The organism is Methylophaga sp. OBS4 (genome assembly GCF_026319305.1).
Taxonomy (GTDB): Bacteria; Pseudomonadota; Gammaproteobacteria; order Nitrosococcales; family Methylophagaceae; genus Methylophaga.
In genome coordinates this window covers 40702-66328 of sequence record NZ_JAPDMV010000008.1, presented here as the reverse complement: position 1 = coordinate 66328, position 25627 = coordinate 40702, and the positions used below count along the sequence as shown (strand labels likewise).

The following is a 25627-nucleotide window of genomic DNA, read 5'->3' as shown; positions in this document are numbered from 1 at the left end:
AGAAAAGGGAGCCATGGCTCCCTTTTTTATGGGCCGGAATAAAGCTACTAAGCTAATTTCTTCTCGAGTAATGTTTTCAGCTCGCTGATTTGGCGGGACAGATCATCAATAGTCGTTTCACCAGCGTGCTCTTGTTGCCATTGCGCGGCATTTTCTTTTTCCATCACATTGACTACGATGCCGATCAGCATATTGAGAAAAGCAAAAGTATTAAGAAAGATAAAACTGATATAAAAGGCCCAGCTTATCGGGTAAACCGTCATGGTTTCGTACATCACGTCAGTCCAGTCTTCAAAGGTCATGACTCTGAACAGGGTTAGCATGGAAACAGCGATATCGCCCCACAGAGTGGGGTTTATTGGGGCAAAAAACGTGGTGCCGACCGCTGCGTAGATATACACAATAATAAACATCAGCAGGGCGACATAACCCAGTTGCGGCAGGGCTTTCAGCAGTGAATTGAGCAACAGGCGCAGTTCCGGGATGACTGAAACCATCCGCAATACGCGGAAAATACGAATCAATCGTCCGACCAGCGCCAGCTCGCTGTCTTCAATCGGGACCAGACTGATCACAACGATTAAAGAATCAAAAATATTCCAGCCACTTTTGAAAAAATGCCATTTATTGCTTTCAGCAAAAAAACGTATTGATATTTCAATCAGGAAGAAAAGGGTAATACTATAGTCAAGCCACTCAATGACCGTGAGTATTTGAGGCGAGATATTATAGGTCTTGGCGCCGGTGAGCAGCGCTGAAAACAAAATGACCGTTACCACCATCATTTCAAACAGACGGTTGTTGCGGATACTGTTGAACACGGCGGCAAAGCCAAGCGGATTATCTGATCGTACGCTGTCCATGTTATCTCCGAAAAAATGCGATATAGCAGCGGAATAATAATCATTGTTGGCTTTATTGCAAGTTGAATATGCAGCGGTTATCTCTATGGTTGTCAATAGTTTGTGGTATGTTCGGTTATTGCCGGAACAAATAAGGAGAAATGAGATGAGTTCAACATCAACCACTTTACGGGACATCGTGGGTCTGGGACATCAGCCATCTGCACTGAGCGAATCAGCATTGATCATGATTGACTGCCAGAACACCTACCGGCAAGGCGTCATGCAACTTGAAGGTGTAGAAGCTGCATTGGTTCAAGCCAGAAAATTGTTAAATCTTGCTCGTGAGCATGGGATAGCGGTGTTTCATATTCAACATGACAGCGGGACAGGATCGCCATACGATATTGATACTGAACTGGGGGCTATTGCTGATGAGGTGGCGCCTCAGGATGGCGAGCATATCATCATTAAACATTTTCCCAACGCGTTTATCCAGACAGCCCTTGATGATGCCTTGCGGAGTCGAGGCGTGGAGAACATCATTCTGGCCGGCTTTATGACTCATATGTGTGTTAACTCAACCGCGCACGGTGGTTTTAATCTGGGATATCAACCGACTGTTGTTGCCAATACCACGGCCACGCGGGCCTTGCTGGCGGCAGATGGCAGCCTTATTCCGGCCAGCCAGGTGCACAATGCGGCATTAGCATCAACACGTGACCTTTATGCTACTGTCGTCAATACAGTGGATGAATTGCCGATCTGAATTTCACAGACTGGATTCCAGCACGTATACCGCGCGAAGCCTTTAATGGTAGGGCTGCCTCATTTTTTGCATACGTGATGGCAAATTCATCAAACAACCATATCTTTTTGCTCACATCGATATAAATATTCATTAGAAAGAGCCCGCATCCAGCGGGCTCAATTGCCACTGAAGAAGAGTAGCAACTCTTCGGTCAAACCGGCAACGGTTAAAGGTGTTGGCGGGTGTTACAGAGGTTTCACCCATCATAGGGCTAAAAGTTGAGCCTGGTCCGGATCCAGATCAGGTTATACCTCACTCAGCCGTGTAGTTGATCCGCCGGACCAAATAACTCGTAATGAATGCTGGATGCAGGGGTCTGGTGTTGTTGCAGTAGCTGATATGTATGTTTCAGCATTGCTTTGGGGCCACACAGATAATAATCCGCATCCTGCTCACCAATTAGCGTTTCAACCAGGTTCGCATCAAGCAGACCTTCGCTGTCATAGCGGTTAGCCGCGTGATCGGCAGCTGTTGGTTCACTGTAACGGACATGCCACTGCATATTGATATGCTTATCTGCCAGCCGCGCAATTTCATCCTCAAAAGCATGTACGTCACCGTTTATGGCTGCTTGGATCAGAATGATCCGCCGTTTGCCATCGGCTTTATCCAGAGCATCATGCAACATGGATAATAAAGGCGTAATGCCGACACCACCGGCAATAAACACCTGTGCCGTTGTGTCATTTTCAGGTGTTTTCAGCGTGAAATCGCCGCATGGCGGGGCAATCTCTATGAGGTCACCTTGTTGAATGTGCTCATGCAAAAAGTTTGAGACTACGCCCGCAGGTGAATCTGCGGGTGATGGCAACTCGCGCTTGACGCTGATGCGGTATGTGGCACTGCCCGGTTCATTGGACAGGCTGTAGTTGCGCATAGTATGCCGGCCCTCTGCAGCCGGGACACGTACCGTAATGTATTGTCCGGGTTTATGAGGAGGCAGTTTTTCACCATCTTGAGGCTGCAAATAAAATGAGGAAATGTTATCGCTGTTAAATTCCCGCTTCACAACGACAAAAGGCTTAAACCCTTGCCAACCGTATTGTTCTTCATGGTGCTCATATATGGCTTTTTCACGGTTGATAAAAATATCGGCCAAAGCCATATAGGCTTCGCCCCATGCTTCAATAATATCTTCGGTTGCCGCATCACCCAGTAACTCGCGTATAGAGGCCAGCAGATTAGCGCCGACAATAGGATAATGTTCTGCTTTGATCCCAAGAGAAGCATGTTTTTGTGCAATCAATTCGACCGCGCCGGCTAACGCTTGCGGATTATCAATATGCTGAGCATAAGCACAAATTGCCGAGGCCAATGCACGCTGCTGACTGCCGACCTGTTGATGGGCTTGGTTAAAATAAGGCTTAACCTCCGGGTTGTTTTCAAACATACGCTGATAAAACAATCTAGTTAAATCTTCTCCATGTTGCTGTAACACGGGCAGGGTAGTTTTAATGATTTGTATTGATTCTGGTTTTATCATGGCTGACTCCGAAAACAGGTATTTTACATACATATTTTGAAAGGTGCATACTATATGTATGTTTGTGGGCAGTCAAATGTTATGTGTTTTTTTCCGGAACGGACACCGCTGGCAAATATGGGCTGCAACAAAACAATTGAGCCACTTGAAAAAACATTCATAATAACGAGCTATGAAAAACTGGCGGAAACAGCAACGCAGCAGGTTATTGGAACAGCGGGCAACACTCGCTGCAGATGAACGATCCCGCATTCAACACAGTGTCATCTCCAACCTCAGGCAGTTATTGCAACATCAGACACCGGCAACGCTGGGGATTTACTGGCCTATCAAAGGTGAGCTTGATTGCAGAGGATTCGCCAAAGAGCTGATTAACTCTGGCTGGACGGTAGCCGTTCCTGTTATTAACAATAAAACTAAAATGCTCGACTTTAGTCACTGGCAACCGGGTATGCCGATGGTGCAAGGTACCTGGAATATACCGGTACCGGCGCATCAGCATTTATTGGCTCCGGACATGTTTCTGATACCGCTGCTTGGTTTTGACTCCGATAACTATCGCTTGGGTTACGGTGGCGGCTATTATGATCGGACATTGGCGGTACAAGCACACAGAGTCACTACCGTCGGTGTCGGCATTGAGCAGGGCCGCTTGGAAACAATTTTTCCACAGCCATACGATATTGCCATGAATATGATTGTTACCGAAGCGGGAATACAAAAAACATGAGCATGTTTTTTATATAGAAAGATCTGCGCGGAGATGAAAACATGGCAAACGTTAATACTATCGGCATGATTCTGTATCTGTTGCTGGCGATATTCGGCGGCTTTCTGTCCGGGCTGTTCAGCCGTTATGCCTATCAGGCGGCGGTAAAAGATTTTGGCAAACTGATTGCACTTTTGTGTAGTGTTGTGTTTTATGTGCCACCGGTATGGGCTTTTTTCAGTTTATTTAAAGCCGACGATTTGGATGTGTTCTATCTGTTGCTTATCGCCAGCTTTATCGGCGGTATTTATTATTATCGACGCATAGCCGGGGAGCAGGATGATGATCAGAATTACTATCCTCCTGATTAATAACTGCTTCTTATTCTGGAATTAAAGGTTTGAGTTTTCTATGATGGCTGGCTTTGTTCCAGTGAAGGCTTTTTTTGTTTATGCATAACCGCAAGCGTTTGTTTACCACTATTATTAGTCTAATCGTATTATTGGGTTTTCTGGCGACCAGTTTGATTGGCTACTATGTTGCCAAAGACTCGATTGCCGAGCGTTTGCAGCAGGAAATGCTGCCACTGACCAGTGATAATATTTATTCTGAAATTCAACGGGATTTACTGCAACCCCTGTTAATCTCATCTTTGATGGCTAATGATGTTTTTGTGTTTGATTGGGTCAACGAGGGAGAACAGGATCCGGAAAAAATGCAGCGCTATCTGTCCCAGATTCAGGACAAATACGATACTATTACCGCCTTTTTTGTCTCAGAATCAACCCGTCATTACTATCACCCTAAGGGCATTATTAAACAGGTAGATGAAAACGATCCTGATGATGGCTGGTTTTTTCGTGCCCGGTCAATGAAGAACAAGTACGAAATCAATATCGATCAAGACACAGCTGATCGTAAGCGATTAAGTATTTTTGTTAACTATCAGGTGGCTGATAAGCAAGGAAAATTTATCGGGGTGATCGGTGTTGGCCTTTCAATGGCATCAGTGATTGAGCTGATAGAAAACTATCAGAAACGTTATGGCCGCGAGATTTACTTTGTTGATCGTCAGGGTGAGGTCATGCTGCAAAGCAGTGAATACAGCGAAGATATCCACCTACAAAACAAAACCGGCCTTGATAAACTTTTCACCCGCATCCTGACCACCCCCAGTGCTTCAGTTTCCTTCCCGGCAAAAAATGGCAATACCATTTACCTTAACAGCCGTTTGGTGCCCGAGTTTGATTGGTTTTTGATTGTGGAACAGATCAATGATCCTGCCTCGGAACGTATTGAAACAGCATTGATTATCAACATACTGGTTTCATTGGCGATCAGTGTGGTTGTGTTGTTGACAGCACATCTGGCTTTACGTGGCTATCAGCGACGTTTGGAAGCGATGGCGACACAGGACAAGCTGACCGGTGCCGCCAGTCGGCAAGTATTTGATGTCCTGTTCAAGCAGGCTGTGTCCAGGGCCAAACGCAAGCATCAGGCTTTGTCCGTCATCCTGATCGATATCGATCATTTCAAAAATATTAATGATAGTTATGGTCACCATTATGGTGATCAGGTGTTAGCGGCAACGGCCAGGATTATCAGCAGTCATGTTCGTGATGATGATGTGCTCTGTCGCTGGGGGGGCGAGGAATTTTTGCTGTTATTAAATAGCTGTAGCCGGGAGCGTGCCGTTGAAATTGCAGAAACAATCCGACAGTCTGTGAAATCACATCCGTTCCAATACGGTAAGGAAAACTTGTCAATTACAATCAGTGCCGGTGTGGCTGAGTATCAACGCGACGAACTGATGACATCGTTGATAGAACGCTCAGACCAGGCTTTGTACCAGGCTAAGAATGATGGTCGCGATTTGGTCAGACAATTACGTTAGGAGCTGCACGGTGGCATACTGGCAGATAAAAAAAAGCCCCGAATGACGGGGCTTTTTTGTGCGTTTAATCAATTGATTAACGGTTACAAATGTACATGGTTACTTCGAAACCGAAACGCATATCTGAATATTCTGGTTTAGTCCACATGGTTCAATCCTCCAATAATTTTTAACACCATGCTTGACGCTTCTCAAGCAGTTAATTGCTATCATACTTAGCTGCAGACTGATTGGAATCAGCAATTGGCGCTTTAATGCTCAGGATTTTCCTTAGTAGACATTCTCAGCTTGAACAGACAAGCTTGGCAGGCTTCAGTCATGATTGAGGAATATATGACACTCAAAACAAAGTTATATGCAGCATTGATGTTGCTGTGTGTGGTGCTGGCCTGGCTGCCGATGCAGGCTGGAGCGGGCGAGCAATTAAACCAGATGCTTAAAGTGACACTGTCAGTGTTTGCGCTGGCCAGAAGTCTTAATGCAGTGATATCAGTTGCACAAGGTACGGAAATGTCCATTGAACCGATGGGGGTTGGGCTGACTTTGACACCAGGCGAAATCCTGGATCCGCTCAATGATCTTATCGAACAGTTTTCTTCCGTGTTGCTGCTGGCTTCAGCTTCGCTGGGTATTCAAAAGATCATACTGTCGTTCGGCGATCTGGCTTTTTTACGCTGGGGGATAGCGATACTGGCCATAGTGACGCTGGTATTGTTGTTCAGCAAAGGCTTGTCTGCAGCCAGTCAACAGCGTTTGATGAAGCTGGTGATTGTATTGACGGTATTGCGCCTGGCAGTACCGGCATTGGCCGTGATGTCACATCAATTTCAGAACTGGCTTGGCAGTGAACGTGAGCAGGCATTGCAAGTTCTACAGGCTACCCAAGAAAATGTGGATAAGATAAATTCACAAACTGCAGCTGAAGAACCTTCATGGCTGGAGGGGTTTAAAAATCGACTTGATATCAACGCCCGGTTAAATAAAGTACAACAAAAAGCAGAGCAGGGCGTCGAGGCTGCCGTTTATTTGTTGGCCGAGTTTGTATTAATCATGGTATTGCTGCCGATATTATTTGCTTACCTGATGCTTAAATTGCTCGGCAGAGTCAGGCTGGCCGAATAAAAAACGTTCTTTCCCGAAACCTCATAGGGTATTGGTGACATGTTATGTCCACTATGATGCAGCGGACTGATCCTCATTTTTAGAGATGCCCTTAAGGTTTTTGGCGAGTTGATTCAATCTGTCGAGAAGTTCGAAAAATTCGGAAGATGATAATTCGGTCTGGCAGGCCACTTTATTTTGTACTTCGGCGACTAGCGGTTCGAGTTGCCTGGCTTTGTCGTTCAAAAACAAACGGACGATGCGTTCATCCTGAGCTGTGCGGACTTTTTCCACAAGCCCGGCGTTCTGAAGGCGTTTGATAATCGGCGACAAGGTACCGGAATCGAGTTTCAGGCGCCGCATCACGTCCTTGATGGCGATGCCGTCTTTTTCCCACAACACCAGCAGTACCAGATACTGCGGATAAGTCAGATCGAACTCGTTGAGCAAACTTCTATAGAGCCGGGTAATGCTGTTCGTCGCGCTGTAAAGTGCAAAACATAATTGGTTGTCTATTTTCAGGTTTTCAAATTGAGACATGATTTCCCTACCTTGTGATTCAATTGGTATAGCACCGCTATATTGTGTCATACAAAATCTACTTGACGTTATATTCAGACATGATGCAATTTGATGGTTAACCAGACAAACAAAAAGCCTTGATTGACGGGCTTTCAAGCTTTAATTAACTCCTGGATTTGATAAGAGAGCAGAGAATCTGACAAATGACAGGATTTTGCTGATTTGAACAAGGGTCAGATCAGTCTTAGTTTGGGCAAATGTAATCTGATATGTGATTTGATCTCTTCTACCGTGCTGGTGCGGAAGACGAGCGGGTATACTTGGCTTTGGGTGGCGGATTCAATGAAAGGTGAAAGCTCATAGCCTTCAAAGAACAATTCTGCCCGAGCCTGGCACACCTTCTTAATACCGTTACTGAAAGTCGGATTGTTTTTGGCTAAAGCACCGACTTCACCGATTTTCCAGTTCATATCCTGCCAGTTTTTGTGGCAGCTTTTTGTCAGTTGGCTAATGTGCGCCGCCGGCATTTGTGATGGGGGAACTGCAATCGCCAGTTCCGAGCCGGGTGATTCGGCAAATGTCTGGTTAAAAGCAATAACCAGCAAAACAACGATGGGAGCAATAAAAGGCGAATATTTCATAGTGGCCTCTGTCTTGGCAGTCTGTTGGCATTTTTTCAAACACGTCGATGTGAAAACAGCCAATAATATTCATGCTAGCAGATTATGTTGTGCACAACAAAAAACCATCACTGGGAGGGACTAAACGGCTAGGGACTGTTGAGTATTTTAACTTCCCGCTGTGGAAATGGAATTTCGATGTTGTGATGTCTGAGTGTATCCCAGATCATCAGTAACAAATCAGCCCCGACCCGGTTAGGGCCATCATCAATGCCTTCCATCCAAAATTCGACCAGAATATTGACACCGGAATCTGCAAAGTCTTTGATTTCTGCATCAGGCCTTTCTTCGATGGGAATATCATCACCACTGATAACTTGTGGGTGACTGGCCACTACTTCACGCACCAGACCAAACAATTGATGCAGATCGGTTTTATAAGCGACCTGAAACTCCAGTGAATAACGTTGTTTGATGTTTTTATGGGTCCAGTTGGTGAAGCTGGTGGTAATGAATTGCTCATTGGGCACCATGATATCTTTGCCATCAAAGGTTTCCAGTGTCGTTGACCGCATATTGAGTTCACGGATGGTGCCACTGCGACCGTCTTCCATTTCGACATAATCGCCGACACTCAGTGAGCGATCCAGTAACAGGATAATGCCTGAGATAAAGTTGGAGGCAATGGCCTGTAAGCCGAAGCCCAGACCCACACCCAAAGCGCCACCGAACACGGCCAGAGCGGTGAGGTTGATGCCCATAATCTGCAACAGCAACAGGAATACAATAAAAAACAAAGTAACCTGAAATAGTTTGGCGAAGACTTCCCGGGTACCTATGTCCAGATCTTGCTGGTTACGGATGATTTGCTGACCGGCATTGTTGGAAAGCCTGCCAAGCCAGAACAATATGGAACCGAAAATCAGCACACGGGCTATACCGTAGGCCGAGATCTTGAAATTACCAATTTGTAAGGAAATGGTCTCCAGGTAACTGACCACCGCATCCAGCCAGTCAAATACATGTAATACGGCAATAGGCAGAATCATCCACATTGCCAACCTGCGGAACAACTGCTTTTCTACGAAACCGTTAATTATCGAGTAGAGCATGAAGATGACAGCAAAGCTGAGTCCGATTTTGATTAGCCAGCTCTGATGAATAAGCGATTGGCCCATATCAACGGCGATGGAGAGGGCCAGTACCAGCATCAATGGCAGAATCAACTCTCTCAATTTATAGATACCTTGGCGAAGAGTCAGTACCGGCCCCTCACTTGGCGCATGACGTAACAATGGTGAACTCGATTTCAGAAACTGCGAAACGGAATAAGCCAGCAACACTGCCAGAACGATCAGACCCAGCTGAGAATAAAATTGGGGACTGCTCAGCCATTGCAAAGCTGTGTTTAGAAACTGTTCAAACAGATTTTTATAGTTGTTGATGTCCATAACAGAAAGTCTTCAATTTAAATGCGAACCTTGGCTAATGTAGGTGAGTGATACCAGAATGGCAATAAATCATCGGTGGCCTGAACTTTATTCTCGGAGTCGGGTCATGAAATTGACAGTTTTTTATCTTTATCGATTAGCGTCTGTAGAGGACATTAAATGAATACACCGTTTGACATTGACTACAAGGTGGCTTTGGTTACCGGTGCCAATCGTGGCATTGGCAGAGCGATTGCCGAAACCTTTCTTAATAAGGGGGTACGCAAGGTTTATCTTGCCGTTCGCGATGTTGATTCGGTTCAGGATCTGGAGCAGCAGTTTGCGGATCGGGTGACGCCGATACATATCGATCTGTCGCAGCCAAATAGCATTGCTGCCGCGGCTGCCAATGCGCAAGATGTTGATATTGTGGTTAATAACGCAGGGGTATTGCAAAATGCCAGTCCGCTACAACCGGAATCAGTGGAGGCATTGAATTGGCAGATGGATATCAATGTCGGCGGTTTATTGCGTATAGCACAAGCTTTTGCGCCGGTGTTAAAAGCAAACGGAGGAGGTGCTTTTGTCCAGCTTAACTCTATAGCCTCGTTACGATCCTTCCCGGCGTTTGCCACTTATGCCGCATCCAAAGCTGCTGCGTATTCCCTTACTCAGTCTTTGCGCCATGAGCTGGCACAACAAAATACGGTGGTGCTAAGTGTGCATCCGGGACCGATTGCCACCGATATGGCTAATGAGGCCGGCTTCGGAGAGATTGCTGAACCTGCCAGTCTGGTGGCGGAAGGTATTATCGAAGCTTTGCGCAAAGGTGAATTCCATTTGTTCCCTGATACCATGGCCAAAGAAATGTGGCAGGTTTACGAAAGCTTTGCACGCCAGGTTATAGAGGCGGTAGATACCGAATAATCAGGCAAAAAAAAGCCCCGGCAAAACCGGGGCTTTTTGTATTCTCAGTACTCTGTTGAGTCTGAAAGCTGTCAAAGTTGCTTACAGGGCAACGATGTTTTCAGCTTGTGGGCCTTTTTGACCTTGGGTAACGGTGAATTCAACGCGTTGACCTTCGTTCAGAGTTTTGAAACCATCGCCTTTGATTTGGCTAAAGTGAGCAAAAACGTCAGGACCAGATTCTTGTTCGATAAAACCAAAGCCTTTAGCTTCGTTAAACCATTTAACAGTACCAGTAGTAGTAGACATAAAAAAATCCTAATTCATAAAAAGTAAATATACCTCGTGAGAGGCGGGTATAGCTGGAAGGTGTGCAGAGTACTTATTAAAAAACAGGACGAGCTACTAATAGGTAATGCATCGAAATGAAAAATAAATATCAGATCAACTTTCAAGCTAATTCCAATGTATAGTGATTATCAGGTCCTGTCAAAATTATTTTACACATAAACAAAAGCTCAAGCATAACGGGACTTGCAGGATGGCGAGGTTGGTTCAAGGGGAATCGCTTATCTGACGCGAAAACCATCACTACCACAAAGCTGATAACCAGTTTGGAGGGCCGACCTTCAAAATGATATTCCGGTAATTACTCAGGCTACGTATGCCGTGAGCGGTGATGAATAAATCTGTTTTGAAGATCATTATTACCAGTGGTTGGTTTTCTGATTGGAACTACACTCCGCACAGGTGTTCTCATCAACATGACCCTGATGCCACACATACCGAGGCGATTGTCATGCTCCGTTTCCTGATTATCTTGCTGATATTCAGTCACGGTGCGCTGGCTGTTGAGTTTTCCAGTCATGAGCAAGCTACTACGGTGGTAGAGCTTTATACCTCTGAAGGCTGCAGCAGCTGTCCACCTGCTGACAAATGGTTGTCGCATATGCAGCAAGATTCCCGGCTGTTTGAATCCCTGTTGCCGCTCGCATTTCATGTCGATTATTGGGATCAACTCGGCTGGAAGGATCGTTTTGCCCAATCAGCTTTTTCCGAGCGGCAGCGTCAACTGGTCAGGCAAGGGTTGTTATCCCAAGTCTACACGCCAGGCATTGTGGTTAACAGTGCTGAATGGCGCGCTTGGTTTAAAGGACAACGCCGCGTACCGGTCGCTGAAAATAAACCGGGTGTTCTCAGGGCCACACTTGCAAACGGTCTGTTGCAAGTTCATTTTAAACAGGACCGGGTATTGCAATTAAATGTTGCTTATCTTGGCCTCGGGCTAAAAACAGAGGTTGAGTCAGGAGAAAACCGTAACCGTACATTGGAGCATGATTTTGTGGTACTTGATTTACTGCAACAACAGGGGAAATCGGACTGGCGGCTAAATTTGCCCGCTGTGCCCGAATTCGGGCAGCGGCGAACTGCGATTGCTGTCTGGCTGACAGAGCTGGACTCACTAAGCATTATCCAGGCTGCAGCAACTTATATCGATTGATTTAACCAAAATACAAGCAACGAAAATGGAATTGATATGTTAGTCAACAGAGCAATTGATCGTGACTGGAATGTCACTGATTACGAAGGTATAGAACGGAGTCTGTTCAGACGCAATGACCAGGGAGGCAGAACGTCGGTGGTCAGGATGAAAAAAGGGGCTCATTTCCCACAGCATTTTCATCAGGGCGATGAGGAGGTTTTCGTACTCAATGGCCGGGTGTTGATGGGAGGTGTTGAACTGATAAAAGGTGACTATCTGTTCACCGGTGCAGGTGAACAGCACGATATTGTTGCCTTGACTGATGCCGAGTTGTTTATCTCAACACAACAGGCCATTACGCTTGTAACCTGATTGATTATGGCTGTGCTGAAATTATGGCGGTTGGTTGCAGTAATGCTGCTGTTGACTGCCTGCGATCCTTTTGAGCAGCCAGATACAATGATGGACGAATATGTCGAGCGGCTGGCATGGGTACTGGAAACCGAATCTATGCCATCGCCGATACCGGATGTTATGACGATACCGCGGCCACGGGATCGCAGAATAGATATCCCGAGGCTGGATATCAATATGCTCGACTTCTTATCTCTCTATGGTTGTGAGTTACAGGTGATAGTTGGTGAGCGTAATTCGATTTTGGGCCGGATGATGTCACCGTTAAACCATTTGCGCTATGAGTTGCGATTTATTGCTGCTGCTGAAAAGTGTCTGCCCAGGGTTGATAAGCCACAGCTTGAAACCAGTCTGAAAGAAGCTATCCAATATAAAAAGCAGATTTTGCCGGCGACAATCTGGAATGCGATCTGGTCAGGGGACGAAATTGCCAATTTATTGTCACTGTCGAAAGGTTATTTTCCGCTTGAAGGCGGCACTGAGTCAGTATCTGTGCTGGCCACTGATCTGCAAAAAACACAGGAGACCGTTGATACCTTGCTCAATGGTGTGTGGGAGCAGGATCTGACGTATCTGAGCAAGGTGCAGCAGGGCTGGGCATTTAGTAGTCATGCTGGCCAGTTGGTTAACAGTGCGCGTCTCATTACCGCCAGACTTAACGATGCCAGCCGCCTGATGAAGCAGCGTTTGGATGAGAGACCGCTTTGCTACGGGGGCAAACCGAACAACCAGGCCCGGCAGCTGGAAAGCATGTTTTCCAGTGTCTACATAGGCCGGGTTCAGCCTTATGTTTCCGATGCCAGCCGTGCAAGCAAGCAAATATTTGGCTTGTTGGAATCTATGGCAGAGCAGCAGAAAAACATTATGCCTGCCAGCTTCAAGGATTATTACCGCACCGTATTAAGCGATGAAGCTGTGAGCAGTGTCTGGTATCAGTTTGACAGGGCATTAAAACAACACACCGAGCTTTGGCAGACATTGCTTGAACAGTGCGGCATGAGACCCGAGGCCAATTAAAAAGCTTTAAAAACCAAGATTGACAGATTAAGCTGAGACAATCCGGATAAAAGGCTGCAACTGATGAATCGGCAGGTATTGAGAAGCACGACAATCATCGTACTGGTTGCATTGCTCTACATTCTATTGGCTAAACTCAGTCAAACTTTTGCCATATATCCGGGCAATATTTCACCGATGTGGTTTCCCTCGGGATTCATTGTGGCAATGGTTGTCATATACGGCAATAGGGTCTGGCCGGGCATTTTTATCGGCGCTTTTATCGGCAATGTCTCCGCTTATATTGACTTTGCTACATTCAACACCTCTTTTACTGCGGTGATATCGGGTACGGCTAACAGTATCGGTGAGGTGTTGGCAGCCGTGGGGTCAGTCTACCTGCTTAAACGAACAGCCCATGCCATAGATATCTTCAAAAGCTTCCATGTTTTCTGGTTGTTTCTGGTGTTTTGCGTTGTGCTGGGGCCGCTGGTCAGTGCCGTCTTCGGTGTGGGCAGTTTGAGTCTCACCGGCATTTTACCGCGGCACGACACCTTGCTCGCTTTTGTGACCTGGTGGGCAGGGGGAGCTGTCGGCGTGTTGCTGGTTGCGCCGTTAATACTGATTTTCTTTTTCAATGCACATGAATCCAGGCTTCGCGACAGGCCGATCGAGCTGGTCCTTTACTGTCTGGTGTTTGCGTTGGCATGCGTATTTATTTATCGATATGACACAACAGTTTTTGTATTACACAGTCCGCTGTTATTAACCGTGCCGCTTTTACTCTGGGCGGTGTTGCGACTCGGATTCCGGGTGACGTTTATCAGCACGCTCATTATTGTGAGTCTGGCGCTTTGGCTAACCAATATTCTCACTCAGCCTTTTGGCCGTGCTGAAACCGTTTTATTTCTGGTCGAGTTGCAGTTGTTTTTGACGGTATTAGTCAGTGCCATTTTTGTGGTGGGTATTATTTCATTACAGAAAAAAATGCTGCTGGCCGAACTGGAAGCACATTATCAATATGACCTGATGACCGGCGTATACTCCAGAGCCTATTTTTCAAGACTGCTCGAGCAGGAGAACCAGCGGTTCAAGCGCTACGGCGAGCATTACAGCCTGATATTGTTTGATATCGATCTGTTCAAACAAGTGAATGATGACTTCGGCCACCAAAAAGGAGACGAAGTTCTTATCGCCATGGCAAAAATCATTAAAAACGAGCTGCGTGATATTGACTCTCTGGCAAGATGGGGAGGTGAGGAGTTTGTCATCTTGCTGCCTAATACAGACATTCAAGGTGCTTATGAGATTGCGGAACGTTGCCGTAAAACTATTGCATCAACTGACTTTGGTGTGGGAAGGCACATAACTATCAGTCTCGGCGTTGCCCAAGCAACGGGCAGCAGTTTTGATGATTTGTTCAGGCATGTGGATCTAGCGATGTATGCGTCGAAAAATGCGGGTAGAAACACCACTACAACCTTTGACGATATCGAATCAACGCAAGCAGTCAATACCTGATTGCACCGCCGCTTTACTGAATTAAAGTACCCTGCCGCCCATGCCCGGGCCAGAGAATTTACTGCTAAGACGAACTTATGCTGTGGGAACTACCATTTTCCCGGTCTGGCCGGGGTTATGCTTCCGGTTCAGACTGTGCAGTTACTGACGAGCAGCATGTTTTGTCTGCTTGGAAAGAAAATACGCTTTTTCGGCAAAGATCGTCGCATAGACTTTGGCAATTTGTTGACTGAACATCTCGATGTCATGCTGAGCTGCAAATTCACGGGCATTTGTGGCAAGTTCTTGTCTGAGCCTGGCATCATTAATCAGCCGTTCGATGCCTTGCGACCAGCGTTCCAGGGACAGCGGCACTTTGAGGCCATTGAATTCATCATGTATGACATCATCGATACCGCTCGCTCTGACCGCAACTGCAGGCAGTCCCGCCGCCATTGCTTCCAATATCACCATTCCCTGCGTTTCGGAGAGTGAAGCAAATACAAATAAGTCAGCCAAGTGATAGTACTGCGGGATCAGATCCGGTTGAATCGCGCCCACAAGTACAATATGGTCAGCCAGCCCTTCATCATCAATACGTGTCTGCAGATGTTTACGTTCCGGCCCATCACCGATGAGTAAAAGTTTGAATGGCCGGGAACAGCGGTCACGCAGCGTTTTTAGCGCATCGAACATAAAGTCGATATTTTTTTCTTTGCTGAGCCTGGATACACTCACCAGAACAATTTCACGCTGAAGCCCAAGCTCGGATTTAAGTCTGCGAGTGGTTGATGCATCAACGGCTTGGAAAGCTTTAAAATCTATACCGGTAGGCTGGACAAATATGGGTCTAGTGACGCCAATCATTCGCAGATATTCTTCTACGGATTGTGTCGGTACTATCACGCCATTACAACGGTTAGCAAAACGTTTCACCACAGCATGGGCGATTAAGTTACGAAACAGTGGCCCTGGAAGGGGGACATAATGAGAATAATGCTCCAGGCGGGTATGGTAAGTGTACACAACAGGGATGTTAAAACGTTTGCCCAGAAACAAACCAACACTACCAAGCCAGAAAGGGTGGTGCACGTGAATAATGTCCGGGTGGTAAGCAGCCATAAATTTGTAAAGTTTCAGAGAAAATATATTGGCCAGCCGGAATTCACCGCTTTTGCCAAACGGAAACAAAGTACGAACCCGCAGAATGGAAGCGTCAGTGTCTTCGTGGCGTCCATAACCGGGAGCGATTATCGACACCGTATGGCCCAGTGATTGTAACCCTTGTCGTAATCGCTCGATAGAAATAGGTACGCCACCGATAAACGGTAGATAATTATTAGTAAACATGGCTACCTTGAAAGGCCTTTTTAAAAAAGGCTCGGGATCAAGATTGAAGTTCGGGTAGTAGTCTCTTTCGCTGAAAACAAGTCTGTTAAGCCATATGGCGATCACAATCAGCCCACTCACTAAAATGAGAAAGTTCAAGTAGCCGACGTAAAAGACCGAGTGAACGAAAAACCACAAACTTTCCACCGTTCTCCAGGCGGGATGCTGACCGACATCAAGACGAACAGGGTTAATCTCCAGCGAGTTGCCATTAATACGGACTTCAACATAATGATAATAACTATGCTGATTATTCAGCACTAAACCGCCGGCACCACCCGTCAGAATGTAGTCGGTATTTTGATGCCGTTGGAGTGAATATAGCGGCAGGTTCGCAGAAAAGACCGCGTCGACTCCGACTTGTTCAATCAATCTGGTAAATGATGAGCGCGCAATCTCATCAAACAGATATTCTTCATCAAAATCCAGGATGCCCTGTTTGCTGACAGGCTGTAACGGATGGCCACTGAACACGAACTTATGTGATTCGGATGCATTTGCCAGCTCTTCATCAAGCCAGCGGAGTTGCCAGCTGAAGCTCGTTTTGCCGGTGCTGTCGAGGAAAATAAAGCGGCTGTTGCCGGCAGCAAAAGAAAACAGGTAAGGCCCAAAATGGTCGTAGAATCTGAAGCTGCCCAGTCTGCTGTATTCATTTTCGCCAAAAGTCAGCAGATAAGGCTTATCCAGGTGGCTGAGGGTGCGGTGGATAGCGCGGTACTTATCTTCGCCGCCACTGTTGACGGCGTTGCCAGCCGAAATGACAAAATCAATGTCCCTTTGGTTGAGCATGGGAATGATTTTTCTTTCAAAGACCCCTACAGAATTATTGATATTACCGATGACGGCAAAAGAATAATTATCACGTCCATCAAGCAGTTGTTCGACTTTTTCAACCTGTTGTGAGTGTATAGCAGTGAAGTCGCGCTCAAAAAAATTCAGGTAAATCTTGTAACCGATTAAAGTCAGAACAAGCAATAAATTGAATAAGAAAAGCAACCTCAGTTTGGAGTAGCTAAACATTTCCAGACTTCCTGCCCATCATGGCGACTAACGTGACAGGCAGCCCTATCAGCATGCCTAAATGAATCGTCAGAAAACGCCAGGCAATAATAGTCAACACCAGATCGGCATGAGTAACCAGATTCACAAAAAACAAACCAAACACACCCTCGGCAATGCCGGATGCTCCCGGTGTCGGTGAGAAGTACATAATGAAAGTTGTAACCACTAACAGCCCCAGCACCTGAAAGTAATCAACTGAATAGCCAAGTCCATGTAACAACACGGCTGGAAACGAAAAAAGGGTCAGCAGAAACAGGATGGTGAACAGTGCGGATAGCAGTACATCATGTTTTGGCGCACGTAGAAATACTTTCAGGGCACGACTGAACCGCATTGCTTCACGCCGAAGTTTGAAACGCCAGCGCCGCAGTCTTTTTGTTGTGATGAGATTATATCGGCGCAGACGTAGAAATATTTGGTCTATCAGCCACAATACCCATCGCGTTTTAATGACGACTACTGCAAAAATCAGCAGATAGAATATGGCAAAGCTGCCTAAATAAATGGCTGGCTGTCCCCCTAAGGCTGATTGAGTTATCGGAACGAACAGCACCATTAGAAATGGGACGGGAAGGAAAATAAAAACCATTGCCAACAAGGTCCGAATCGTGGTCGCAGCCGTTGCTGCACCCAAGTGAATCTTGTGGCGACGTAGATATAAAATTTGAGCGACGCCACCCCCTGTTGCCATCGGCGTAATATTGGAAACCAGGATATTCATAAATACCAGTGTTGGCAGGCTGTTGCCGGGAATCGTGTGCCCCAGGGCTCTCAACACATAATAGAGTCGTAAGCCGTCGCTGATGAAATAGATGAAAAGTAATACAAGAGAAGTGGTTACTGTTGTCGCATTAAACAACCGGGCATCAAAAATCGCCGTTTGAATATCAAGCTCGGTATAGATGACATAGGGCACTCCGGCACTGAGCCCGATGAACACCATAGCGAATAAAACCCATTTTGCATTCATTTGGACAAAGCCGTTTCAGTATGTCAATAGTTTACTGCACAGTTTTACTGGCATGCAGGGAATCTATAGCCAGCCTTTGCGTTTGAAATACCAGTAAGGTGAAAAACCGGACAACAAAATTAATCCCAGTGCCCAGGGATAGCCAGCCAGCCATTGTAACTCCGGCATATAGATAAAATTCATTCCGTAAATGCTGGCCACCAAAGTTGGCGGCAGAAACACGACGGCGGCGATGGAAAATGTTTTGATAATCTGGTTCTGTTTGATATTGATAACACCATGGGTGGATTCCATCAGGAAGTTTATTTTGTCGAATAAAAATGTGGTGTGGGACATCAGTGTTTCAATATCACGCATGATTTCCCGCAGGGTTTCTGCCTCATCATTTTCGGTTTTCAGATGACGCAGCAGAAATGAAATATCACGCTGGGTATCCATCAGGCACAGTCTGATTTTGCCGTTGCTGTCTTCCAGGCGGGCCAGCCTGTTGATGACATCATCAAGCTCGGCATCCTTGTCTTCAAGTACCAGATGACTCACTGCTTCCAGTTGCTTGTGAATATCCTCCAGTGCGTCAGCATGATTTTCAACTTTCTGTTCGAACAGGGTTATCAACAGTTCCGAAGGCGAACGCACTTCTACTTGTCCACGTCGGGCACGCATGCGGAGTAATCTGAAATCGGCAAGATCACCCTCGCGGATAGTAATAAGCCGTTTCTTTTGCAAAATACAGGCAATAGAAACGGTACTGTGGCGGCCTTCGCTTTGTGACAAAAACAACGAATGCGTATGGATTCCCGCACTGTCTACAAAGCAGCGGGCTGAGGCCTCTATTTCCTCTATATCTCCTGACCCGGGTATTTCTGTAGGGATCAGGGCATTGAGCAGTACTCGATCTTTAGCATCAGGATCATGGGCGTCTATCCAGTCAGCATCATGCAACTGTTGCTCAATGTCCCCATCTGAATCTGATAATTCTCTGATAAGGCCATTCTCTATCTTAAAGAGTCTCAACATATCTTAACCTCAGTTTTTTGGTGTTGGCAGGCTTGTTTTAGAGGCAGCGTATATATCGCTAGGGTCATACGCAACAGAGCCGGGTAATTTAATTGTTTGCCCTATTCCGGATATTTCTCCAATAGACAAAAGATATCAACTAAACTTGTTGCAGATATGAAATGACCTGTTCAGCATTTTTATCCGGCGGGAATACCGGGTAAAACACTTTCTCAATCACATCATCCCGGCAGATTAAGGTAATACGTTTGAGCAGGGCTTTATTATCAAACTCAAATGTGGGCAGTGATAAAGCGTTTGAAAAAGCCATTCCATAGTCACTGACCGGAGAGAAGGGCAGATGCAAGCTTGACTCGAAACATAGTCTCTTCGGGGTATGTCTGAAAAAGCGCCACTTATGTCCATGGATGGACGCTATGCCTGCGCGCCAGGAGGCTGCGCGCAGGTCGGCGTGGCCTACATGGATGTATCTCGCAAACTGCGCTCCTCGCGCCTTGATTGACACTTTTTCAGATCACAACAGAGGCGGAGATGAAAGATAAACAGACCCTAACTGTTTTAATAAAAAGTGTATGGGTTATAAGCAATATATTTCAATAAAATCACAGTGAGGGCTATACTGAATCTATCCTGTTTTTAGCAGGGGACGTTATGGAAGCGCTGCTATTATTAATGATAGGTTGGCTCAACCTTCACACCGAATATGACACCCGCGTCGTAGTGCCTAATATCGCTATTGTTGAACAAGGTAATCTGTGCCTGAACTACGGCATTGTCAGTTTCGGCATCTGCCAGGCCACGCAACTCAAGGGCTTTTATAACGAACGTCAAACGATCTTCCTGTATCGGCAATTTGATCCTGCTGATCCTGCCGACCAGTCCAGACTGCTGCATGAGCTGGTTCACTATATACAGTGGCACAACGGGGAGCATACCAGGAAATGTTGGGGCGTTTTAGAAGCTGAGGCTTATCGCCTGCAAGATGATTGGCGTGCACAAAACGGAGTTAACCAACAAACCGACCCGTTTAAACTGGTGATGCTGGAAGCTGCTTGTGATAATTAATCTGAAGCTGTTTTTAAGCGTAATCATGCTGTCATATTTCGTTAGCGACGGAATGACCCCCCGCTTACTGTTCCAGATCTGCTAGCAATTTCATGGCTCGGTGATAATGACTGCCTTGCCAGTAAATCTGACCACAGTCGTTACATATTCGGAAATCATCGTAATGCTTATGGGTCAGAGGCGCCAAGCGATCAGCAATCTGTGATTTGGGCACATATAATAACGGGCCGTTGCAGTTTGCACAGCGGCTAAAAGGATTGATGTCCTGATATAAATCGAGACGTTTCAAGACTTCTCTTGCCTGTTCACGGGGCATGACTGCCCGCACAAAATAACCATGTGTAATAATTTTTCGCTGCAACAGTTTGCGATCACGGGTCAGTACAATACGATGCTGTTGACTGGCTGTTTCGGCGACTTCGGCATCGCTGAAATTATTGCGGTAGAGGCAGTCAAACCCCAACAGACGCAGATAATGCGCCAGTTTTCCCAGATTGGTATCGGCGATAAAGCGGGGATTGCGAAGCGGTTTGTCACGAAGACGCAACAACGGACTGATATCCAGACTTTCAAACACCGGATAAACACTGATACGGTCTTGATGGCGAACGGAGTAGGAAAAATCTACAGAGATACCATTAACCAGAATCAATTCCACTTCAGTATGCGGCACACCGAGGGATTCAATCACATCCTTAACCGAAGCATGACGATAAATTGTATGCTGAAACGCCATTTTTCGCCGCTCCGACGGCAAAAAATCATTCAGTTCTTCATAGAACCTGAGCTGCAGGGAGATCATGTTTTACTATGACAATATTAAAGTAGTCGAACGTCATACTTGAGCAGCTTGCCACAACCGTAAGAAATCCGGTCGCTCACACAGACCCGCCAATCACTTTTATGACGCCAAACGATCAACCATAGTTTCAGTCACTGCGGGCCAGTTGTTCCCGTGTTTGTTCTCGGGAAATAAGCATTGTTAAATCCCGCAACAGTTCTGCAAACACTTCTATCAAATCATCCGCACTGACCACACCCGCCAGGTTGCCATCTTCCGCCACGACCGGTGCACGGCGAACTCCCTTTCTGCTCAGACGTTTCAGGGTGTCTGTCAAGTCATCGCTTTCTTTGATTGTAAGCAGTTCATAACTCATCGCGTCACCAATCGTGACGGCATCAAGATCGACCTTTTCAGCCAGTAATTCCACCACAATATCGCGATCGGTAAGGATACCGACCGGATGATTTTTGCCATCATGCCGTTCAACTACGACCACGTCTCCGACATGATGCTGACGCATCAATTTGGCAGCTTCCTGAACCGTTTCGTTCTTTTCGATGATAATGACTCTGCGGGTGCAAACGTCTCCAACTTTCATGGTCATCTCTCCTTTGTAAGTTACAGGCAGCGATTTAGAAATAGTCGCCGCGGAAGGCATTGAAACTACTATTATTATGATGCGCCTATTAATATGAAATGTAACGGCTGACAATTTAACGGCATGCCGGGCCTGTGACGGCCAATCAATGGTTCCACCAGTGTTTTTTGCTGTCAGTGCTGAGTTTGCTCAGTTGGTGATAAAGAGCCTTTTCCTCTGCCGATAGTTTTGCCGGTACGACAATTTGCAGCCGGATATTGATATCGCCATGCATATTCGCTCCGAATACCGGCAATCCCTTGCCTTTGAGACGTAATACCTGATCGGGTTGAGAGCCTGGAGGAATCGTGACATTTACACTGCCATCCAGAGTCGGCACGGTGATTTTTGTTCCAAGCACCGCATCCGGAATAGCGAGCGTCTCGATACGCCACAGATCAGCACCGTGACGTTCGAAGCGCGGATCAGCCTTGCTCCTCACCTCCATGTAAAGATCACCGGGTGGACCGCCCGCATCAGGACTAGGCAGACCATGACCGGGTATCCGTAATGCCGTGCCTTCCTCAATGCCTGCTGGAATAGAGACCTTGATCTGATCATCCTTGTCTATCTCGCCGCGTCCGTGGCAGGTCCGGCAAGGTGTGTCAATGAACACCCCCTGACCGTGGCAAATCGGACATGTGCTGATTTGCTGATAACTGATGGTGCCTTTGTCCTGAGTTTGCTGACGTCTGCTGACCTGTTGGCCGGTGCCATGGCAGGCTTCACATTTTCGCGGCTCGGTACCCGGCTGGGTACGGCTGCCCCGACAGTCTGGGCAGGTGACGGGGCGATGGAAATGGACGGATTCTTCGCCACCACTGTTCACTTTTTCCAGCGGTATGACCACTCTGACTTCAAGGTCACTGCCTTTGGCCGGGCCGGCTGGCTTGCGATGGCGCCCGAATAAATTGCCGAACAGGCCGCCGCCGCTGAAGTCGAAGCCGAATCCCATATCGCCGAAAATATCGCCGAAGTCGATGCCAGAGAACAGATCTTCTGTCGAGAAACCGGCGACACCGGCAAAACCGCGAGCGTCATAGTCAGCCCGCTTTTTAGGGTCGGACAGAATCGCGTAAGCCTCGGCAATCTCCTTGAAACGGGACTCAGCCTCAGGGGACTTGTTTCTGTCAGGATGATATTTCAGCGCCAGTTTACGAAAAGCATCCTTGATCGTTTTGGCATCGGCATCACGCGCAACCCCCAGAACGTCATAAAAATCACGCTGTTCGGCAGCCATGATAAGCCGTTACTTCCTGTCAGCCTGATTCAGTATAATCGGCATCCACCACTTTGCCTCGTGGACCGGAACCGGACGCTTTGGCTTCACCGCCGGCCCGGCTTGTATCCGGCGCTGCGTGCGGTGCAGCGGTTTCCTGAGTAGTTTGTGCATAAATCGCGGCGCCGGCTTCCTTAATCACTTTTTCCAACTGCGCCGCACATTGCGAGGCCAGAACGGCATTTTTTTCTTTCATGGCATCGCGCGTTTCGAACATATGCTGTTCCAATTGACTGACTTGGCCATCTGAGAGTTTGTCTCGATACTCGGCGAGCAGCTTTTCTGCCTGATAACAGACATTGTCGGCATTATTGAGCTTGTCAACGTCTTCACGCCGTTTTTTATCTTCTTCGGCATATTTTTCGGCTTCGTTGACCAGCCGTTGTTTTTCTTCATCGCTGAGCCGTGTTGAGCCGCTGATGCTGATCGATTGTGATTTACGGGTCGCTTGATCCTCGGCGGCAACGTTCAGAATGCCGTTGGCATCGATGTCGAAGGTGACATCCACTTTCGGTACGCCGCGCGGCGCTGGCACCAGTCCCTCCAGGTTGAATTCCCCCAGACTGGTATTGTCTGTAGCCAGAGGTCGCTCGCCCTGATAAATGTGTATGGTCACTGCTGTCTGCATATCCGCGGCGGTGGTGAACGTTTCGGTATGCTTAACGGGAATAGGGCTGTTGCGAGCGATAAGCGGTGTGGCAACACCGCCCAGTGTTTCGACACCGAGTGTTAATGGCGTAACATCGACCAGCACAATATCGCCGACTTCGCCACTCAACACACCAGCTTGAATTGCAGCACCGCAGGCGACACATTCCATCGGATCGATGCCCATCTCGGCCTTGCGTCCAAACAGACCTTCAAAATACTCACGTACGATAGGCATCCGTGTCGGACCACCGACAAAGACGATGCGGTCGACCTCGGTCGAGCGGATATTGGCATCTTGCAGAGCCTGTTCTATCGGCCCCCCGCAGCGTTCTACAACGTCATAGACATGACGTTCCAGTTCGGTGCGGGTCAGGTCCATTTCCAGATGCTGGGGGGCGCCGCCGGCAACGGTCAGATAGGGCAGGCTGATATGGGCAGAGGTGCTGGTGGACAATTCGATCTTGGCAATTTCAGCCGCTTCTTTCAGCCGCGCGCTGGCTTTGGCGTCTGCGAGAACATCGATGCCGGTCTCGCCCTTGTATTTTTCGGCAAGGTAGTTGAGCAGGTTTTCATCCATATCGGTGCCGCCAAGCTGGGTATCACCGCTGGTGGCCTTGACTTCAAACACGCCATTGCCGAATTCCATGACGGTGACATCCAACGTACCACCGCCGAAGTCAATCACTACGATACGCAGCTCTTCGCCCAGCCGGTCCAGACCGTAAGCAAGGGAGGCGGCCGTCGGCTCATTGACCAGGCGGACGACTTCCAGGCCTGCAATTTTGCAGGCATCTTTAGTAGCGCTGCGCTGGTTGTCATCGAAATAGGCCGGTACAGTCACGACCGCTTTGCTGACAGGTTCGCCGAGGAATGCTTCGGCATCGCGCTTGATTTTCTGCAGCAGAAAGGCGGAGAGTTGTTCCGGCGAAAAGCTCTTGTTTCGTAACTGGATTTTTTTGCGTTGCCCCATGCTGCGCTTGAACACGGTGGCGGTGCCTTCTGGATTGGCCGAGGCCTGCCGTCGTGCCGGTTCGCCGATCAAAGTCTGACCATCGGCGGTAATTGCGACATAACTGGGAAAAGCTTTGCCACCGAGGCTGATACCTTCGGCACTGGGAATGATGACTGGTTTGCCACCTCGTAATACGGCTGCTGCAGAGTTGGATGTACCTAAATCTATTCCGATAATAGCCATCTAATCCTCCTTTGCCGGAAAGCATGCAATAGCCCCAGCGGAATAAGCGTCGATATGGCGCTGCTTCGATATTCAATTTATAAACATAATCGTCTTGAAGGTAAATAAAAAATGGACTGATACTGATCCATATCAAAGAGCCGTTTCATTTTCACTGTTTTCATCAGTGTCGTCGATTAACGGGACAAACGCCACACTGAGAACCGGCTCGGTATCGATGTTGTTTTCATTATCTTTGGTGACAACCATCAACTGTTGGTACATATAGGGCTGACCCACCGGGATAACCAGGCGGCCTTTTGGTTTGAGCTGCTCCAGCAAAGCGGGGGGAATGGCAGGTGCGGCGGCCGTGACGACAATACGATCAAAAGGGGCTTGCTCCGGCCAGCCTTCATAACCGTTGCCGCAACGGGTTTCGATATTGTGATAACCCAACGTCTGCAAGCGCAGTGTGGCCGCATCGGCAAGTTCTTTCACACGCTCGATAGTGAAAATTTGTTTGACCAGCTTGGCAAGCACTGCCGCTTGATAACCTGAGCCTGTGCCCACTTCAAGCACAATATGATCAGGTTCGACCTCGAGTAAATCTGTTGTCAGCGCGACGATGTAGGGTTGGGATATAGTCTGGCCGAAGCCGATGTACAATGGGCCGTTATTATAAGCATAAGTGCGTGAATAGTCTGGAACAAACTCAGCTCTTTCCACCTCGGCCATGGCTTTCATGACTTTTTGGGCGAAGCTGGGCCGGCCGGTACGCGAAGCGGTGTATCTGGCTTCGGCCTCGATAGTCTTCAGCATCTGTTTAATGGCATCTTTCATCTTTCTACCCGGTTAAACAGGGTAAGCCCGATTCATGAAACAGGCAGT

At 47.4% G+C, this 25627-nt stretch carries 27 protein-coding genes; 11 read left to right on the top strand and 16 right to left on the bottom strand.

Annotation, left to right across the window (positions count from 1 at the left end; genetic code table 11):
• Nucleotides 1-47: 47 nt before the first annotated feature.
• On the bottom strand, nucleotides 48-863 hold the full coding sequence (locus OMP95_RS03790) for an ion transporter (RefSeq protein WP_266326105.1): 816 nt from the start codon (nucleotides 861-863) through the stop codon (nucleotides 48-50).
• Between the two features lie 145 nt (nucleotides 864-1008).
• Between OMP95_RS03790 and OMP95_RS03785 the strand changes: the two genes are divergently transcribed.
• Complete coding sequence (locus OMP95_RS03785) at nucleotides 1009-1611, top strand: cysteine hydrolase family protein (RefSeq protein WP_266326103.1); 603 nt, start codon at nucleotides 1009-1011, stop codon at nucleotides 1609-1611.
• A gap of 298 nt (nucleotides 1612-1909) precedes the next feature.
• On the opposite strand, the gene hmpA is transcribed toward OMP95_RS03785, so the two are convergent.
• Complete coding sequence (hmpA, locus tag OMP95_RS03780) at nucleotides 1910-3136, bottom strand: NO-inducible flavohemoprotein (protein WP_266326101.1); 1227 nt, start codon at nucleotides 3134-3136, stop codon at nucleotides 1910-1912.
• A 172-nt stretch (nucleotides 3137-3308) separates the two neighbouring features.
• Here hmpA and OMP95_RS03775 point away from each other — a divergent pair, with 172 nt between their 5' ends.
• The 3 genes from OMP95_RS03775 (at nucleotide 3309) to OMP95_RS03765 (ending at nucleotide 5739) form a co-directional block, all read left to right on the top strand.
• Nucleotides 3309-3866 carry a 5-formyltetrahydrofolate cyclo-ligase gene (locus OMP95_RS03775; protein WP_266326099.1) on the top strand — a complete coding sequence of 186 codons (558 nt, stop codon included), beginning with the start codon at nucleotides 3309-3311 and terminating at the stop codon, nucleotides 3864-3866.
• A gap of 41 nt (nucleotides 3867-3907) precedes the next feature.
• Nucleotides 3908-4216 carry a hypothetical protein gene (locus OMP95_RS03770; protein ID WP_266326097.1) on the top strand — a complete coding sequence of 103 codons (309 nt, stop codon included), beginning with the start codon at nucleotides 3908-3910 and terminating at the stop codon, nucleotides 4214-4216.
• Between the two features lie 80 nt (nucleotides 4217-4296).
• Nucleotides 4297-5739 carry a sensor domain-containing diguanylate cyclase gene (locus tag OMP95_RS03765; protein WP_266326095.1) on the top strand — a complete coding sequence of 481 codons (1443 nt, stop codon included), beginning with the start codon at nucleotides 4297-4299 and terminating at the stop codon, nucleotides 5737-5739.
• Between the two features lie 76 nt (nucleotides 5740-5815).
• On the opposite strand, the gene pqqA is transcribed toward OMP95_RS03765, so the two are convergent.
• Nucleotides 5816-5887, bottom strand: coding sequence for a pyrroloquinoline quinone precursor peptide PqqA (pqqA, locus tag OMP95_RS03760; RefSeq protein ID WP_081443609.1), 72 nt, complete (start codon nucleotides 5885-5887; stop codon nucleotides 5816-5818).
• Between the two features lie 170 nt (nucleotides 5888-6057).
• Between pqqA and OMP95_RS03755 the strand changes: the two genes are divergently transcribed.
• Nucleotides 6058-6861 carry a hypothetical protein gene (locus tag OMP95_RS03755; protein WP_266326093.1) on the top strand — a complete coding sequence of 268 codons (804 nt, stop codon included), beginning with the start codon at nucleotides 6058-6060 and terminating at the stop codon, nucleotides 6859-6861.
• Between the two features lie 51 nt (nucleotides 6862-6912).
• Here OMP95_RS03755 and OMP95_RS03750 read toward each other — a convergent pair whose 3' ends face one another.
• The 3 genes from OMP95_RS03750 to OMP95_RS03740 all read right to left on the bottom strand — a co-directional run bounded on the left by OMP95_RS03750 (nucleotide 6913) and on the right by OMP95_RS03740 (nucleotide 9433).
• Nucleotides 6913-7380, bottom strand: coding sequence for a MarR family winged helix-turn-helix transcriptional regulator (locus tag OMP95_RS03750; RefSeq protein WP_266326090.1), 468 nt, complete (start codon nucleotides 7378-7380; stop codon nucleotides 6913-6915).
• A gap of 215 nt (nucleotides 7381-7595) precedes the next feature.
• Entirely contained in the window at nucleotides 7596-8003 is a 408-nt protein-coding gene (locus tag OMP95_RS03745; protein WP_266326088.1) for a hypothetical protein, read from the bottom strand.
• A 128-nt stretch (nucleotides 8004-8131) separates the two neighbouring features.
• The gene (locus OMP95_RS03740; protein WP_266326086.1) at nucleotides 8132-9433 is read right to left on the bottom strand and encodes a mechanosensitive ion channel family protein; all 1302 of its coding nucleotides are present in this window, start codon (nucleotides 9431-9433) and stop codon (nucleotides 8132-8134) included.
• A 159-nt stretch (nucleotides 9434-9592) separates the two neighbouring features.
• On the opposite strand from OMP95_RS03740, the gene OMP95_RS03735 reads away from it, so the two are divergent.
• Nucleotides 9593-10339 carry an SDR family oxidoreductase gene (locus OMP95_RS03735; protein ID WP_266326084.1) on the top strand — a complete coding sequence of 249 codons (747 nt, stop codon included), beginning with the start codon at nucleotides 9593-9595 and terminating at the stop codon, nucleotides 10337-10339.
• An 81-nt stretch (nucleotides 10340-10420) separates the two neighbouring features.
• On the opposite strand, the gene OMP95_RS03730 is transcribed toward OMP95_RS03735, so the two are convergent.
• A complete protein-coding gene (locus OMP95_RS03730) occupies nucleotides 10421-10627 on the bottom strand; it encodes a cold-shock protein (protein WP_266326082.1) in 207 nt (68 codons plus the stop codon).
• Between the two features lie 370 nt (nucleotides 10628-10997).
• Between OMP95_RS03730 and OMP95_RS03725 the strand changes: the two genes are divergently transcribed.
• The 4 genes from OMP95_RS03725 to OMP95_RS03710 all read left to right on the top strand — a co-directional run bounded on the left by OMP95_RS03725 (nucleotide 10998) and on the right by OMP95_RS03710 (nucleotide 14732).
• Entirely contained in the window at nucleotides 10998-11819 is an 822-nt protein-coding gene (locus tag OMP95_RS03725) for a DUF1223 domain-containing protein (protein ID WP_266326080.1), read from the top strand.
• A 36-nt stretch (nucleotides 11820-11855) separates the two neighbouring features.
• Nucleotides 11856-12173, top strand: coding sequence for a cupin domain-containing protein (locus OMP95_RS03720; RefSeq protein ID WP_266326078.1), 318 nt, complete (start codon nucleotides 11856-11858; stop codon nucleotides 12171-12173).
• A 42-nt stretch (nucleotides 12174-12215) separates the two neighbouring features.
• Entirely contained in the window at nucleotides 12216-13232 is a 1017-nt protein-coding gene (locus OMP95_RS03715; protein WP_266326076.1) for a DUF3080 family protein, read from the top strand.
• A gap of 63 nt (nucleotides 13233-13295) precedes the next feature.
• Nucleotides 13296-14732 (top strand): diguanylate cyclase, encoded by a 1437-nt coding sequence (locus OMP95_RS03710; RefSeq protein ID WP_266326074.1) that lies wholly within the window; start codon nucleotides 13296-13298, stop codon nucleotides 14730-14732.
• Nucleotides 14733-14873: 141 nt separating this feature from the next.
• Here OMP95_RS03710 and OMP95_RS03705 read toward each other — a convergent pair whose 3' ends face one another.
• The 4 genes from OMP95_RS03705 to OMP95_RS03690 all read right to left on the bottom strand — a co-directional run bounded on the left by OMP95_RS03705 (nucleotide 14874) and on the right by OMP95_RS03690 (nucleotide 19459).
• A complete protein-coding gene (locus tag OMP95_RS03705; RefSeq protein ID WP_266326072.1) occupies nucleotides 14874-17120 on the bottom strand; it encodes a glycosyltransferase in 2247 nt (748 codons plus the stop codon).
• Complete coding sequence (locus tag OMP95_RS03700) at nucleotides 17113-18132, bottom strand: lysylphosphatidylglycerol synthase transmembrane domain-containing protein (protein WP_266326070.1); 1020 nt, start codon at nucleotides 18130-18132, stop codon at nucleotides 17113-17115. Before OMP95_RS03700 ends, OMP95_RS03705 begins: the two co-directional genes overlap by 8 nt.
• A gap of 63 nt (nucleotides 18133-18195) precedes the next feature.
• On the bottom strand, nucleotides 18196-19149 hold the full coding sequence (gene corA / locus OMP95_RS03695; RefSeq protein WP_266326068.1) for a magnesium/cobalt transporter CorA: 954 nt from the start codon (nucleotides 19147-19149) through the stop codon (nucleotides 18196-18198).
• Between the two features lie 139 nt (nucleotides 19150-19288).
• A complete protein-coding gene (locus tag OMP95_RS03690; protein ID WP_266326066.1) occupies nucleotides 19289-19459 on the bottom strand; it encodes a hypothetical protein in 171 nt (56 codons plus the stop codon).
• A 341-nt stretch (nucleotides 19460-19800) separates the two neighbouring features.
• On the opposite strand from OMP95_RS03690, the gene OMP95_RS03685 reads away from it, so the two are divergent.
• Complete coding sequence (locus OMP95_RS03685; RefSeq protein ID WP_266326064.1) at nucleotides 19801-20214, top strand: DUF6647 family protein; 414 nt, start codon at nucleotides 19801-19803, stop codon at nucleotides 20212-20214.
• A 64-nt stretch (nucleotides 20215-20278) separates the two neighbouring features.
• Here the strand turns inward: OMP95_RS03685 and OMP95_RS03680 are convergent, their stop codons facing one another.
• The 5 genes from OMP95_RS03680 to OMP95_RS03655 form a co-directional block, all read right to left on the bottom strand.
• Nucleotides 20279-21016 (bottom strand): Mut7-C RNAse domain-containing protein, encoded by a 738-nt coding sequence (locus tag OMP95_RS03680; RefSeq protein WP_266326062.1) that lies wholly within the window; start codon nucleotides 21014-21016, stop codon nucleotides 20279-20281.
• Between the two features lie 127 nt (nucleotides 21017-21143).
• On the bottom strand, nucleotides 21144-21596 hold the full coding sequence (locus OMP95_RS03675; protein ID WP_266326060.1) for a CBS domain-containing protein: 453 nt from the start codon (nucleotides 21594-21596) through the stop codon (nucleotides 21144-21146).
• A gap of 145 nt (nucleotides 21597-21741) precedes the next feature.
• Nucleotides 21742-22875, bottom strand: a complete 1134-nt coding sequence (locus tag OMP95_RS03670; RefSeq protein WP_323135105.1) for a DnaJ C-terminal domain-containing protein — start codon at nucleotides 22873-22875, stop codon at nucleotides 21742-21744.
• Nucleotides 22876-22894: 19 nt separating this feature from the next.
• Complete coding sequence (dnaK, locus tag OMP95_RS03660; protein ID WP_266326058.1) at nucleotides 22895-24760, bottom strand: molecular chaperone DnaK; 1866 nt, start codon at nucleotides 24758-24760, stop codon at nucleotides 22895-22897.
• Nucleotides 24761-24892: 132 nt separating this feature from the next.
• On the bottom strand, nucleotides 24893-25579 hold the full coding sequence (locus tag OMP95_RS03655; protein WP_266326056.1) for a protein-L-isoaspartate(D-aspartate) O-methyltransferase: 687 nt from the start codon (nucleotides 25577-25579) through the stop codon (nucleotides 24893-24895).
• Nucleotides 25580-25627: the final 48 nt, after the last annotated feature.